10 protein-coding genes and 1 other annotated feature are annotated in these 15,497 nt (G+C 40.9%); of the genes, 5 read left to right on the forward strand and 5 right to left on the reverse strand.

The window, feature by feature from the left end; translation table 11 throughout:
- Positions 1-2: 2 nt before the first annotated feature.
- Positions 3-1,718: a septation ring formation regulator EzrA gene (locus tag KR50_RS14440; protein ID WP_052477132.1), complete on the reverse strand. Its 1,716-nt coding sequence runs from the start codon at positions 1,716-1,718 to the stop codon at positions 3-5.
- Between the two features lie 202 nt (positions 1,719-1,920).
- On the opposite strand from KR50_RS14440, the gene hisJ reads away from it, so the two are divergent.
- Complete coding sequence (hisJ, locus tag KR50_RS14445; RefSeq protein WP_041060129.1) at positions 1,921-2,730, forward strand: histidinol-phosphatase HisJ; 810 nt, start codon at positions 1,921-1,923, stop codon at positions 2,728-2,730.
- Here the strand turns inward: hisJ and refZ are convergent.
- Complete coding sequence (gene refZ / locus KR50_RS14450) at positions 2,722-3,366, reverse strand: forespore capture DNA-binding protein RefZ (protein ID WP_084215616.1); 645 nt, start codon at positions 3,364-3,366, stop codon at positions 2,722-2,724. The two genes, hisJ and refZ, sit on opposite strands and share 9 nt — an antisense overlap.
- A 167-nt stretch (positions 3,367-3,533) precedes the next feature.
- Here refZ and KR50_RS14455 point away from each other — a divergent pair, with 167 nt between their 5' ends.
- Positions 3,534-4,013 (forward strand): GAF domain-containing protein, encoded by a 480-nt coding sequence (locus KR50_RS14455; RefSeq protein WP_041060132.1) that lies wholly within the window; start codon positions 3,534-3,536, stop codon positions 4,011-4,013.
- 205 nt (positions 4,014-4,218) lie between these two features.
- Here the strand turns inward: KR50_RS14455 and megL are convergent, their stop codons facing one another.
- Complete coding sequence (megL, locus tag KR50_RS14460; RefSeq protein ID WP_041060134.1) at positions 4,219-5,433, reverse strand: methionine gamma-lyase; 1,215 nt, start codon at positions 5,431-5,433, stop codon at positions 4,219-4,221.
- A 356-nt stretch (positions 5,434-5,789) separates the two neighbouring features.
- On the reverse strand, positions 5,790-7,640 hold the full coding sequence (locus tag KR50_RS14470; RefSeq protein ID WP_052477134.1) for a sensor domain-containing diguanylate cyclase: 1,851 nt from the start codon (positions 7,638-7,640) through the stop codon (positions 5,790-5,792).
- Between the two features lie 451 nt (positions 7,641-8,091).
- Here KR50_RS14470 and rpsD point away from each other — a divergent pair, with 451 nt between their 5' ends.
- Positions 8,092-8,694 (forward strand): 30S ribosomal protein S4, encoded by a 603-nt coding sequence (gene rpsD, locus KR50_RS14475; protein ID WP_041060139.1) that lies wholly within the window; start codon positions 8,092-8,094, stop codon positions 8,692-8,694.
- Between the two features lie 215 nt (positions 8,695-8,909).
- Positions 8,910-10,073, forward strand: a complete 1,164-nt coding sequence (locus tag KR50_RS14480) for a DUF4317 domain-containing protein (RefSeq protein WP_041060144.1) — start codon at positions 8,910-8,912, stop codon at positions 10,071-10,073.
- 422 nt (positions 10,074-10,495) lie between these two features.
- On the opposite strand, the gene tyrS is transcribed toward KR50_RS14480, so the two are convergent.
- Positions 10,496-11,755: a tyrosine--tRNA ligase gene (tyrS, locus tag KR50_RS14490; RefSeq protein WP_041060451.1), complete on the reverse strand. Its 1,260-nt coding sequence runs from the start codon at positions 11,753-11,755 to the stop codon at positions 10,496-10,498.
- A 278-nt stretch (positions 11,756-12,033) separates the two neighbouring features.
- Positions 12,034-12,245, reverse strand: a binding site (T-box leader).
- Positions 12,246-12,393: 148 nt separating this feature from the next.
- On the opposite strand from tyrS, the gene KR50_RS14495 reads away from it, so the two are divergent.
- Positions 12,394-15,468: a transglycosylase domain-containing protein gene (locus tag KR50_RS14495; RefSeq protein WP_084215618.1), complete on the forward strand. Its 3,075-nt coding sequence runs from the start codon at positions 12,394-12,396 to the stop codon at positions 15,466-15,468.
- Positions 15,469-15,497 lie beyond the last annotated feature (29 nt).

Here is a 15,497-nt window from a genome sequence, read left to right on the forward strand (position 1 = left end):
TTTTATTGCTTAGCAAATTGTTTTTCTTCAATTGGATTCCCAGAGAGCTCTTCGATCCGCTTTAAAGCTCCCGGCTCAACCTTTTCAATGGCACTTGCAGCTTGTTCTAGTGCGTCCTGATATTGACCTTTTCTAAACATTAGCTCAGCTTCATTCAGACCAATGAATACAGTTTCGTGTCTGCTGCGGTAGCGGTTGCCATATTGGATGACCCGTTCAACAGATTTTGCCGCCAGAATCATTTCTTCCGTTTCTTTGCAAACCGATTCTACCATGGCTTCAGATGTGGAAGAGTTCTGCTGGATTGAAATAATATTTAACGGTCTATCGTTTAAGCTTTTTTCAAGAAGATCCAGCTGATCATACGCGCTGTCAAATTGAGCGGAAATATAGTCCGGACATCTAGGAAGATTAGCATGACGCAGCAAACGCTCCTGCTCTTTCAACAATCCTCTAAGCTTGAAGTCAATTTCCCGAACTCTCACTTCATCCTGGCGAAGTCGCTGCAGGCGGTCTTTGAAGTCAGTTTGAGCAGGCTCAATCTCCAGCAGTTCCATTCTGATCCCGTCAAGTTCTTCTGAGAGGGCAGAAAAAGCAGTATCATCGGTCAGCCTGCGTTCTTTTAAAATTGAAAACCTTTTTTCAATCCGTAAAAGTTTTTTATCCAATTCTTTTGGGATCCCAAAATCATTTTGATCAAGCTGATACCCCTGACGAACAAATTCAGTTTCTGTTTGAAGCGCCTGATTTTGATCAACCAAATGATTTAGCAGGTCTGTGGTGGTGTCCCAATTCTCCATTACAAATGAACGGGCTTCCACTTCTTTTTCAAGTGAATCATACAATGTATCCACATGCTCGTGAATGGCAGCAACCAACCGTTTGGCTTCCTCCATTTCAAGCTGATTGACGCAGATTTTTCCCTTTTCAATTGAAGCCTGAATTGAATCAGTATCTTCTTCGATAGGAATATGAGAAAGTGGAAAACCAGCATGTTTCATTTCTTCAAACCCTTCTTTTAACTCTGAAAGCTGAGAAGGAATGGAGTAATGGGTTTCATTATATAATTCAGGAAGTTCTTGGAGTAAGAAAAGAATCATCGCTACTTCATCAGCTAATGTAAGGACAAGTTCCCGGGCAGCGAGGTAGTTTCCCTTCTCAGTCATTTCATTATACTGAGATAATTTAGGCTCTACCGCCTCAATTTTCCGTTCAATGGCTTCAGCAGCCTTGCCGTATGTATGACGCTGTGAGAATAATTCATTCTTAGCCAGTTTAAAATCAGCTTGAATCGTTTCCATTTCCTCTTTGTTCTTTTCGTCGCTTCCCATCAGTTCTTCGAGTTCTTCTAAAATCTGATTCATTTCTTTTTCTGCTTCACTTAACATATGCCGGATCTTATCTCTGATTTCTCTCGATTTTTTAAATCGAAACTTATCAATGTATTCTTCAGCATCAAATAAAAGAGTATTGGCTTCTGCAAGCTTTACATCCACAATGTGAATCCAAGATGCTCTCCAGCCTTCAAATAATTCTTCTGTTTGACCGTTCATATTTAACTGTTTCACCTTTGTCATTTCCTCGAGAATTGGGCGATGTTGAATTTCAAGTTTTGCAGCCTCAAGCTGGTCTACTTCTTTATATTCTCTCTTTCGCCAAAATAGGGCTATGGCAATGATTATTACGATCAATATGACGGAACCGATTAAGTACTCCATCCTACGCCTCCTGTCCAAACAACCGATATCCTGGTTAACAATCATTGGATGTTCATGATAATGACTTTATGATACCATGTTATCAGTGATTTTTCTTGCTTTTTCTAATTTTTTTGACAGGATTATATAGGATTCTAACTTTTTCTTATGTTTCTAGTAAAATTCACCTTTTTAAACTATTTAATTGAAGGAGTTCAGACAGATGAAACTTCGAGATGGCCATGTACATAGTCCCTATTGTCCGCACGGAACGAAAGATTCTTTTAAAATGTATATCGAGCGCGCTCTTAAACTTGGATATACTGAACTATCCTTTACAGAGCACGCTCCGCTGCCACCGTCTTTTGAGGACCCTGCTCCCGAACGCGACAGCGGCATGAAGCTTGAATTCCTCGAACGCTATTTGTTCGACCTTTCTTTATTAAAAAACGAATATAAAAAAGACCTCATTATTCATGCAGGTCTCGAAATTGATTATATAGAAGGTTTTGAAGAAGAAACATCCCGCTTCATAGCAGAATATGGACCTGCATTAGACGACTCCATTCTTTCGGTTCATTTTTTATTAAAAGATGGTAACTATGACTGCATGGATTTTAGTGACACAGTATTTTCCACTATGGTTACCCGCTACGGCTCTGTTGACCAGGTTCATGACGCTTATTATCAAACCGTGCTTGCCTCTGTGAAAGCTGATTTGGGTCCTTTTAAACCGAAACGGATTGGCCATATGACCCTTTCGAGAAAGTTTCAGCATCGGTTTAAACCTGCCCATTCCCATAAAAAGATAATCAGCGGCATTTTGCATGAAATTAAAAAAGGGGAGTATGAACTCGACTACAATGGAGCTGGTATTTTCAAGCCCTATTGTCTAGAGCCTTATCCATCTGATGATATTGTAAAAGAAGCATTTTCATTAGGAATACCTCTTGTTTATGGTTCGGATGCCCACCAGTCAAAAGATCTTCACCAAGGCAGAGATCAACTTCTATTCCCGGATGCATTATCCTAATGTGATAGCAGATTCGCAAGTCACACCCAAATACCATTCCCTCAGAATACAGCTGTATTCGCGGGTAAAATGTTTTTCACTCGGGTTGATGTTCCATAACTCCTGTATAGTCTGGCTCTGCAGAAACGGCATGGAAAGCATGGAAGTTAACTGAATAAGGAAAAAGGATGGGGATATTTTAATTGATATCCCTTTTTCTATATCCTGCGCCAGCAGAAGCTTCCAGATATATTGTTCTTTTCTTAAATAACAGGACGTCATTTCTCTAACCATCTGACTGTCCATTGTAACTTCTCTCCAGGCAAAGCGGGCGAATCGGTGGTTTTGCTGCTGAAATTCAATAAGGGAAAAAGCAGCTTCCATCATATGAGATCTTGTCGGGTCATTTTTTAAGATAGAGGAATCTGCGACTTTTTGAAGAAGGTCAAGATACGGCTCGAAAAAAGCAAGTAAGCATTCTTCAAGCAGCCCTTGTTTCCCTGCAAAATAATACGAAACAGTTGCAACATTTACTCCCGCTTTTGAAGAAATTTCGCGTATACTTGTTGCATGGTAGCCCTTCGTATAAAATAAATCGACAGCTGCAATCATGACCTCAGATTTTGTTTCACGCTGCTGTAAAATGGCCATCTCCATCCATCCCCTTCTTTATGATTGCTTCCAATCATAGATTGTGCTAAAAATAGATTACTGTCTTTATAAATATTCTTCATATTTACCTGCACACCTTTATAAACTTGTCATCAAATATCGAGTAACTATGCGCAATAGACAGAATATTCTATAAAAAGAAGGTGAACAGTTTGTTTACTGTCGAAATGTATAAAGGAACAAAGGAAGAAAAGTACAATACCGTTCAGAAGCAGCTAAGGGCTCTCTTAGAAGGTGAAAGCAATCAAATTGCCAATTTAAGCAATGCTTCTTCTTTGCTGAATCAGTTTCTTGAGCAGACAAACTGGGTCGGTTTTTATTTAATTGACAAAGAAGAATTAGTCCTAGGACCTTTTCAGGGATTGCCTGCGTGTGTCAGAATTCCCTTGGGAAAAGGGGTATGCGGAACCGCTGCATCTGAGCGCAAGACGATGCGCGTTGAAGACGTTCACTCATTTCCAGGACATATTGCCTGTGATTCAGCCTCTCAATCTGAGATTGTAATTCCAATTGTTAAAGACGGGCAATTGCTTGGAGTACTGGACATTGACAGCCCCATCCAGTCACGTTTTGATCAGATCGACCAGGAGCAGCTTGAAAAGTTTGTGGAGATTTTGACGGATTACTTGTAATTCAAAAAAACCGTTCGCCAAAAAAGGAATCGGTTCATACTCTTTTCAATCGGGAGCTTTATTTGTAGGAACCCCACTTATTCACTGTAGAGCTAAGTCTTTAAAACGTTTAATGCAAACTTAAAGAGAATGCTGTCACGAAGTTCTTAATTCGTGGCAGCATTCTCTTTTCGTTTTCCTGCGTTTTGTTCTGACTCTTTATCCCTTATTGGGTAGTTGGAAGCGCTGCAGCCTTGAGTTTTTGAAAAGCCTGTTCAAGGTCTTCACAAATATCTTCCCATGCCTCAAGCCCAACCGACAGTCTTAAAAGTGTGTCGTGAATGCCCATCTTTTCTCTGGATTCGGCCGGCACAATGGAATGAGTCATACTGACAGGATGCTGAATCAATGTCTCGGCATCTCCAAGACTAACAGCAATTTTTACCATGGATAATTCATTCATGAATTGCTGCGCTGTTTCTATGGTTCCTTCAATTTGAAAAGATATCAGTCCGCCAGCTTTTGTCATCTGTGCTTTGGCGATGTGGTAATCCGGATGATCCTTATTGCCCGGATAATAGATCGTCTTCACCTTTGCATGACCGGCTAAGTAGCGGGCAATCTTTTTAGCATTGTCACAATGGCGATCCATTCTGACAGCAAGTGTTTTTAGCCCCCTCAGTAAAAGCCATGCATCAAATGGAGACATAATTCCGCCAATATCCTTTTGAGTAGTCATGCGAATGGTGTTCATTTGTTCAATAGAATCTCCTATCAGCAATCCCCCTACTACATCTCCATGACCGCCGATATATTTTGTAGCGCTGTGAACAACATAATTGGCCCCGTATTGAAGCGGCTGCTGGAGGTAGGGCGAGCAAAAGGTATTGTCAACAACCACCGGGATATTCAGTTCATTGCCTATTTTGCAAATCAGCGAAAGATCAACCAGTTCCATTGTAGGATTTATTGGTGTCTCGACGTAAATACAAGCTGTATTTTCTTTAATTGAATTCCTAATTCGTTCTTCATCTGCCATTTCGATAAAATCATGCTCAATTTGAAATTTCCCTTCAAGCATCTCAAGCAATCCAAAGGTGCAGCCATAAACCCCTCTTGAACATAAAATATGGTCACCTGATTGAATCAAATGAAACAATATAGCCGATACAGCTGCCATGCCTGAGCCGAAAGCAAGCGCTCCTGCTCCATTTTCCAAAGCAGCGATGCGTTCTTCTAATACTCGCACAGTAGGATTTCCAAGCCGTGAATAAATATATCCATCGTCTTCACCCGCAAAACGCTCTGCCCCCTGTTCTGCGTTGGAGAAAGTAAAAGTTGATGTTTGATAGATTGGCGGCGTTAAAGACCCCAGATGTTCTGCTGCTTGATAGCCTGCATGAATCATCTTGGTTTCTAACCGCTTGTTCCCCTTGCCCATGAAAAGCTCCCCCTAAAATGTAATCGCTTTCATTACCTATTTTATGCGATGAAGTCCAATGTGAAAAGGGGAGAATTGATTTTCTTCTATTTTTTTAAAAACATTATATATTTTCTAAAAAAAATGAGCCTGGGACAAATATGTCTCAAGCTCTTTCACCGGTTCACTTCGCTTCAGGAGGACGCTTTTCGCAGCAAGCTTGAGCTTCCTCACGCCTTGCCCTGCGGAAACTAAAGCATCCCTCACATCCTGCTGCAGTCGCCACCTCCCGCTCCGGTCACCTCTTGCTAATGATAGATACTGCCTCATTTTATATCTTTTATTACAGTTATGTCCCAACCTCATCTATAGCTTGTCTAATTTACCTCAACAGACGGGTTTGACTGAAAAATAAGCTGATTTTTGCCGTTGTTTTTTGCTGCATATAACGCATCATCCGCTCTCTTTACTAAATGAATCAAGGTATCCCCATTTTGGCCCTGCCATTCTGCAGCTCCACAGGAAATAGTGATAGGCGGGTTCGTCCGATTTGGCACAAGCTTGAGAAGAGTTTCCACTACTTTCAGGGCTTCATCTGTTTTAATGTTCGGAAAATATAAAGCAAGTTCTTCTCCTCCCCATCTTGCCCCAAAGCCAATGGATTGTGATGCTTTTTTTAGTTCATCGGCAAGCTGAATAATTACTGCATCTCCAATTTGATGACCGTATGTATCGTTCACTTTTTTAAAATCATCAATGTCAATTAATATAAATACACCCGTATCGTGATCAAGCATTGATTTTTCAATATATTGATCCAGGTAGCTCCGGGCAAATAAATCTGTCAGATGATCTTTGTTAATCATTTCCTGCAGTTCTTCCCTGAGCAAAGAATTGGCTACTGCAAGAGAAGAATGATGGACGATGGATTGAAGAAGCTTATACATTTCAAACGTAAAGAAATATGGCTGTTCATGAAGAACGATGCAAAAACCTTTGAGCTGATCATTGTGAATCATAGGAACCGCCATAAGTGATTGATAGGCTGTTTCCCGACTGATTTTAGAGGACAATTCTGCTATGTACAATGATTCCGCGCCATTTTTAAACTGGTCTCTGGCAAGTTCGATATACAATTCACTTTCAGGAGAAGTAAAAAACGGACTGCTTCCATTTAAAATTGTCCGTTCTTTTCCTTTAATTAAAATAAACCCGATTGCGGTAGGAGAAAATGCTTTTGATATCTGCTTAACGAGATACGCCATCATATTTGACAAATTCAAGTTGGAATTCAGCTCATGTGAAACATCATTAATTAGCTGAAGGTCCTCAATCAACCGCTGTGATTGCTCATACAGTTTTGCATTCTCCAATGCATTGCCCGCTGTAAAAGACAGGATCTTAATGAATTCCTGATCACTTTCTGAGAAAGCCCCCGACTTGGCCGCTTTAGCCTGAAGAAGTCCGTAAACGCCTTGCTTTCCTTTTAAAGGAGCATATAAAGTTGCTATAGACGTTGATTCATCAATAAGCAGCTCTGAGGTTACAAAAGCCTGTAATATCGTTGGATTCGTTGTTTGATAGTCCAAATATTCAATTGGCAGGTCTTTCGTTTCGTCATGATCATCAGACAGCAGCAAAGTAAACGTAAATTCAGGGAATGTTTTTCGAAGCGATTCAATAATTCTCGACAAAACTTCATTGACATCCATAATTGAATTGAAAGCTTCTGTTACTTCAAACAGCTCATGGTACCTTTTGCGCTCTTTTGTAGTAGAAATCATTTTCATTACATTTTGATAGAGAACACGTAAATGAGCTGCCAGTTCAGCCGTAAATTGCTCATCTTGAAACAATTCGCTGTTTTTCTTTGGACGAATGCTGACGAATCCCACCAGTACATCATTTTCAGTGCATGGGATAAAAATATCCTCGTCCTCTATCAGTTTTCCGCTTTTTTTGCCTGCACGGGAAAAAGGTTTATTCTCCAGATTTTTTAAAAGAGCTTTCCCTTCTGCAAGACACTCAGGCTGATATTTTTCATATGAATACAACTGATCATTTTTTACATAGAAATATTGTACGAACTCAATTTCGAATTCAGTTATAAGAAGTTTTTTCAGCTCTTCATACCATAGTTGAATTGAAGGCTGACTGCCCATTGACAGAGATAACAGATCAAATACACCTGCTTTAAATCGATCCATATTATGAGAGATATTTACCAATCGAACCACCTCCAGCTGAACTTTATGGAATCTGAGCATGCTGTAATCGCTTTACTGGGTATCGTTTAGAATCAAAGCTGCTCTTATCAAATATTACCATTTATTGATTGTATCATAGGATGCCAAATATGGGCTGTAATATAGGAAAATTGACTTATATTTATTTTATCATTCAATTGAGATTGCACAAGAAATAGTACGCATAAAAAGTTTCTCTTCTTGCATTTTTTGTTGACTTTCAATCGGGAGCATTATATGATGGTTGTTGTGTAAAATAATGCAGCCTATTGTGAATGCATTGATTGATCATTTTGTTCCTATATCATTTAGGTGCATCGCGTAACCCTTGCTGCAGGGCGATGGTGCAAGATGACAAAATGACAGTGAATGATAAATCACGCGTACGGTTTTTATTTTACAACAAAATAAAAACACAAGGAGGAGTCAACTTATGGCTCGTTATACAGGTTCTTCATGGAAAATCTCCCGTCGTTTAGGAATTTCACTAAGCGGTACAGGTAAAGAATTAGAAAAGCGTCCTTACGCTCCAGGTCCACATGGTCCAACTCAGCGTAAAAAACTTTCTGAGTATGGTCTTCAATTACAGGAAAAACAAAAGCTTCGTCATACGTATGGTGTGACTGAGCGTCAATTCCGCAACTTGTTTGACAAAGCAGGTAAATTGCAAGGTAAACATGGTGACAACTTCATGATTCTTCTTGAAACACGCCTTGATAACCTTGTTTATCGTATGGGTCTTGCGCGTACTCGCCGCCAGGCACGTCAGCTTGTTAACCACGGACACGTTACAGTGGACGGATCTCGCGTAGATATCCCTTCATTCAGCGTTAAGCCTGGTCAAGTAATCGGAGTTCGTGAAAAATCACGTAAACTAAACATTGTAAAAGAATCAATGGAGCTTAACAGCTACAAGCCTGAATATGTATCATTTGATGCAGACAAGCTTGAAGGAACGTTCACTCGTTTCCCAGAGCGTACAGAGCTTGCTGCTGATATCAACGAAGCACTTATCGTTGAGTTCTACTCTCGTTAATTTTAACGAAGATCAGCTTTTCATTACAAAGTCCAGAAGCCTTGTTCATCAAGGTTTCTGGACTTTTCTTTTTTAATAAACTATTTTTTCTCTGACTCAATGACAGATACAATGCAGAGAACTATTTATTTTCAGTACCTAACGAAAGCCCTTCCTCAATATGATAAGATAAATTCATCTTAAACTGATACTTTACCATTTAGGAGTGACTGTTCTTGGAGAAAAAAGATATTGCCGGTATAAAAAAACAATTTAAAGCAGACAATGACCTGCTGAAAATCTCTGATATATTTAACGTTTATATAATGAAGGATTCAACAGAAATCTATCATGCCCAGAAACAGCCATTTGAGATGCTGGATATTGATCAGCAGGAACTTTTTATGAACAACTTTAAAAAAGTGCTGACTGGAGGATTAAATGAAAAATTATTTGAATTAAAATTCCAGCGCGATGCTGATGACAGCAGTCAGCTTATTTTACATAAAGGATTGCTCGGCGGAACGGATGACTGGCAGGACCAGATGCTGCTCATGACTGAAAAAATGATTAAGGACCACCCTAATGAGAAAGATACAGTTATTACCTTTATCCGTGCAGAGTATATGAAGCCGATGAAAAGCCGGAGCGACGAAGCGGAAACAAGCGACCGTGATGCTGTTTATGCTCATCGCTTCATCCTGTGCAGTGTTAACAAGACAGAGGAACCGAAAAAAGAAATCCAATTTGATTATATTGAAAAAGAGTTTAAATACAAAATAGAAGTGGACCCTGTCATCGATTTGAAAAATCCGCTCACAGGTTTTCTTTTCCCATGCTTCACCAATCATTCTGCTGATGTAAATCACATTTTGTATACGGCCGGTAAAGCAAATGAGCCTGACTATCGCTTTATAGAAGAAGTATTAAATGGCGAAGAAATAATGACAGCTAAAGAAGATAAAGCAGTATTTGAAGAAGTGATCAAGAATGTAGTAGGAGATCAGCTTTCCCCTTCTACTCTTGCGAAAGTTTACAGTGAAATAAATACTACAATTGAAGAAAATGAAGAAGAAGAATCACCTAAGCTAGATTATAAAGATGTAGAGCGTGTATTAACCAACAGCGGTGAAAAAGTGGACAGTGAAAAGATCAAAGAAGCGTTTGGACTGATCACCGACAATGAATCCTATGAGTTGAAAGCAAGCAGTATCGTTCCAAAATACAAATCAAAATCCATCAAAATAAATACAAAAGTCGCCAGTATTTCAATCAGCCCCCAGGACTTGCAATATGTAAGGCAAGTTAACTATGACGGCAAACGATGTATTATGATTGAAATCGAAGAAGATGCAGAGATTGATGGATTTAAAATGCTGCCTGAAGCATTTGGTGAATAAATAATTATTCCTTATAAACAAGAGCCTGGGACATAACCTTACTTTTGACCAATTAACTAACAGGAAAAGGTTCTATTGGTAGAATGGGGTCTTTATCTACTACACATTTCTTCAGCAAGCCTTTTCAATTCAACAGCACGATTGGACAGGAAATTTTTCATGTATTTTTCCAGGAACAATTTATCGGCACCCCTCCCGAGAAGGCCTAAAGGCGAACGATAATCGAAAATATCCGTCATTACGGTGAGATTGCCTTCTTCTTTAAACTCATGGGAGTGTATAAAGGATTTAAATGCACCTTTTATCATCTTATCTTGAAAAAAATAGGCACTTTCATTCTCCCCTTTCTGTACAGATCATAAAATGATTCTTTATACAACAAATGAGTGTGGGATCCCTGTAAAGGTCCCACACTCATTTTCTTATGCATACTGAATCATAAAGTACTTTTTCTTTCCTCGGCGGACGATGGTAAATTGCCCATCGAGCCGGACGTCGCCTTCTAGAACAGCATCCAGTTCAGTGACACGGTCGCCATTTATATAAACAGCACCGTTTGTTACATCTTCTCTCGCCTGGCGCTTAGAAGAAGAGATGCCCGCATTAACTAGTACATCAATTAACACAGCAGAATCTTCTTTTCCTAAAGTATGAGTCGGTACGTCTTTGAAGCCTTGTTTTAGTTCTGTGCTGTTAAGAGATTTCAGATCTCCGCTGAACAGAGCAGCAGTAATACGCTGGGCTTGTGCCAACGCCTCTTCCCCGTGGATCATGCGTGTCATTTCTTCTGCCAGTGCTTTTTGAGCTGCTCGCAGATGAGGCTCTGTTTGAACAGATTTATCAAGTTCGATAATGGCATCCTTCTCAAGGAACGTGAAGAATTTAAGATATTTCACTACGTCCGCATCTGATGCATTAAACCAAAATTGGTAAAACTCATATGGAGACGTTTTGTCAGGATCAAGCCAGATTGCCCCGCTTTCGGTTTTACCAAACTTTGTTCCATCCGCCTTTGTTACGAGCGGAATCGTCATGCCGAATGCTTTTGCATCGTGGTTCATCTTGCGTATCAGTTCAAGCCCCGTTGTAATATTTCCCCACTGGTCACTGCCCCCGATTTGAAGTTTACAATCCAGTTCTCTGTATAAGTGGTTAAAATCCATAGCCTGAATGATCGTGTAAGTGAACTCAGTAAAAGAAATGCCGCTTTCCAATCGTGAGGCAATCGTATCTTTTGCCAGCATGTAGTTAACACCTACATATTTACCGAAATCACGAAGGAAAGAAATCATATCTATTTTGCCAATCCAGTCCAGATTGTTTACCATTACGGCACCCGTATTTCCAGAGATGGCGAAGATTTTTTCAAGCTGAGCCTGGATGGATTTCACATTGTGCTCGACCTGGTCTGTCGTTAACAGGGAACGTTCTTCTTTCTTTCCGCTGGGATCACCAATCTGTCCGGTTGCTCCCCCCACAAGAACCACAGGACGATGGCCGTGGTTTTGAAATCGTTTCATCGTTAAAAAAGGGAGAAGATGGCCGATATGCAGGCTGTCTCCTGTTGGATCAGCCCCGCAATATAAAGAAACAGATTCTTTTTCCAGCAGCTCTTTCATTCCTGCTTCATCTGTCTGCTGATAAATTATCCCTCTCCATGTTAAATCATTTAGCAATTCCATCTTTTTTCCTCCTTCATTCTCATCAATCCGCTGGTCCCGCATCAACGGAGGCAAATATCAGCCTCCTTTTGCTCCGGGCCTTAAACTTGTCGGGCCTAAGCGGGCCGCTTCAGCTTTTACTTTATCCAGCTTCTGCGGCCAGGCCCTCGAGGTTTTAAGTCCCGCATCAACGGAGGCATGAACCCCCCTCCTTTTGCTCCGGGCCTTAAACTTGTCGGGCCTGAACGGGCCGCTTCAGCTTTAAATTAAAAAAGCGCATAAAAATAGCCCCTTGCTTATGCAGGGACGCTTTTATGCGCGGTACCACCCAGCTTAAGAGCACATTGGCTCTTCCACTTCATTTCATAACGGATTGTTATCCGGTTTTCTACGCGGGCAGAAAACAGCTCAGAGAGTGTAATTCGATCAATCCTTTGTAGCGGTTTTCAGCAGCCACCGCTTCTCTAAGTAACAGGGAGGATTTTCTACTTATTCTCTTCATTGCTTCGTTATTTAATTAGATAACGTATTTTTACCACACTGTTTAGTTTTATGTCAAGCTCCTTCTTTTTAGCTCGTGCACTTTATGCCGCAATATCCATTGAATTCCTGCAAAATATGTTATAATAGGGAGGATGTTTCAAGGAGGATGATAACTATTGGCAGATCGCAAACTACCCTTTAAAGAACGTATCGATTCTATAAAATCCGCTTTCGTGAAAGCGGGTGCCGCAAAGAAATTCAGAATATCCTATCAGGTTTTGTGGAATATTTTTTTACTGCTCATTATTTTTGGTGTTCTGGGTGCAGCTTTTGCAGGCGGAGTAGGAGCCGGATATTTTGCGTCTCTTGTAAAGGATGAAAAAGTGCTGTCCTATGAATCCCTTCAAACGGATTTATACGATTACACGGAAACTTCTGATATTTATTTTGACAATGAAGTGTATTTAGGGAAAATCAGAACGGATTTAGAACGCGAAAAAGTAGTCCTCGATGATGTTTCTCCTCTTCTGATTGATGCTGTAATTTCCACGGAAGATGAATATTTTATGCAGCATGATGGCGTCGTCCCAAAAGCTATTATGCGTGCTCTTTTCCAGGAAGTCACCAATTCAGCGAACCAGACCGGGGGCAGTACCCTCACCCAGCAATTAATAAAAAATCAGGTACTTACAAATGAAGTCTCTTTTGACAGAAAAGCAAAAGAAATTCTGCTTGCGCTTCGTGTCGAACGTTTTTTTGAAAAAGAGGAAATCCTACAGGCCTATTTAAATATGGCGGATATGGGAAGAAACTCCTCCGGTAATAATATTGCCGGCGTTCAAACGGCAGCTCAAGGTATTTTTGGTGTAGATGCCAAAGATCTAACCCTTCCTCAGGCAGCTTTTATAGCCGGACTGCCCCAGGCACCTTATGGTTATACCCCTTTTACCAATGCAGGGGAATTAAAGTCGCCTGAAGGTCTTCAGCCGGGTGTGGAAAGAAAACAGGAAGTTCTTTTTCGAATGCTTCGGGAGGGCTCCATTACACAGGAAGAACACGATGAAGCACTTAATTATGATTTAACACAGGATTTCATCCCTCCTGCCGCCAGTGCTGTGGATCAATATCCGTATGTAACGCGAGAAGTGGAAGACCGTGCAGTGGATATTTTAAAATACTACCTGGCTGAACAAGACGGCTATCCTAAAAAACAGGTGGATGATAGTAAACAGCTTAGTGATGAATATAAAGCAATTGCAAAGAGAGATTTAGGACAAAGAGGCTATGAGATTCATTCCACGATTGACAAAGAAATATACGATACGATGGAAATAGCGAAAAATCAATACGAAAATTATGGGCCGAATAAAACTGTGATGGATATAGACGATGAAACAGGTAAAAGCGTGGAAGTAAGCGCCCCTGTTCAGGTAGGATCGATCCTAATGGAAAACCATACAGGGAAAATTATCTCTTTCACCGGCGGCCGTGATTTTGAACAGGAACAGACGAATCACGCCACACGTTCTTACCGATCAACCGGTTCAACCATTAAGCCGCTGGTTGTGTATGCGCCAGCTGTTGAATACGGATTGATTGGAGCAGCGAGCCCGGTTGTGGATGTAAGCTTTACTCATAATGGCTGGTCGCCTGTTAACTTTGTAACAGGCAAGGAATACGGTATTTTGCCTGCAAGAACGGCTCTTGCCAAATCCCATAACCTTTCTGCCGCACGGCTTTTCGGAAAAATGCTTGCGGATGGGTATGATCCTGGTGAATTTCTTCGAAAAACGAATCCTGAACGAATCAGTGAGGCTGAATATTCGTATCCTGCTTTTTCTCTCGGCGGACTCGATCATGGACTGACCGTTGAAGAAAATGTTTCTGCCTATGCAGCGCTCGGAAATATGGGGCAATTTAATGAACCGTATATGATTGAAAAAATTCTTGATCAAGAAGGCAATGTGATTTATGAGCATGAAACTGAACCTGAAGAAATTTTTTCACCTGCAGCCTCGTATGTGACGCTTGATATGATGCGGGACACGATGATAAATGGCTCAGGTGTTGCAGCTCCGCAAACGTTAAATTTTTCTACTGACTGGGCATCAAAATCTGGTACCTCAAGTGAGTTTCATGATAACTGGTTTATTGGAACAAACCCAAATATTACATTTGGCATTTGGTTTGGCTATGATCAACCTTCTTCAATGGGTTCAGAGGCCAGTCGAAGAGCCATTACGCTTTGGGCTCAGATGATGAATAATGCACGAGAAGTAAATCCTGATCTTATTGATCCATCGGATAAATTTGCACGTCCTGATGGGGTCGTAAATCAATCAATTTGCTCCTTTACAGGTCTGCCTGCAGACAGTGCATGTTCAGCAGCGGGACTAACAATCGATACAATAGCCACCGAAGCCTTTAACCCTTCAGGAGAAAATGAAGGATTATCCACATCTAAATACGTAACCATTAATGGAAAGCGGTATGTTGCACTTGATTCAACGCCAGATGAATTTTCATCAACCGGTGCTTTGTTAAGTCCCAATTTCGCTGAAAAAATGTTGGAACCGTATGGCGGAGATGCTTCAAAACTTTTCCCGGATACCAATGATTATTTTGATAACCTACTTGTTGCAGATAGCAGACTTGAAGATGACGGCAGCAATCCTGGAACTGTTACAGCAAGAGTTTCAGGGAATTCTGTAACCTGGACTCCTTCAGGAAGCAGTGATGTTGTCGGTTACCGGGTTTATTCCGGATCCAGAAAAGTCGCGATCAGAAAAGTCGATGAATCTTTAACTTCCTCTCTTTCTGCTGGAACATATGAAGTAGTAGCAGTAGATGTTGCAGGAAAAGAATCTGCACGGTCAAACGAGGTAAGAATTGGCGCTGCTCCACCTCCTGAATCTGAGGAAGCTGATGAAACTGAGCAGACTGAAGAATCTCAGGACACTCAGGCGACAGCAACTCCGCCTGCTTCTACTCCACCATCAGGAGGAAATGGCAGCAGTAATGACGAGGATGAGGATGTAGAAGAACCTGAGGAGCCGGTTGAATCTCCTGATCCTCCAGAAGACGAGGAGCCTGAAGATCCACCGGAAGAAGAAGATCCTCCAGCTGAAGATCCTCCTGAAGATGATACTGAAGAGGAAGAAGAAACTTCTTCTGATTCAAGAGAAGAATCCCCGGATGATGATAATTCTTCCGATTCAAGTGATGATAATACAACGGATGAAGAAGAATAAGAAAGAGGTCAACCTTAGGTGGTTGACCT

The organism is Jeotgalibacillus campisalis, from assembly GCF_000829515.1.
Classification (GTDB): Bacteria; Bacillota; Bacilli; order Bacillales; family Jeotgalibacillaceae; genus Jeotgalibacillus; species Jeotgalibacillus campisalis.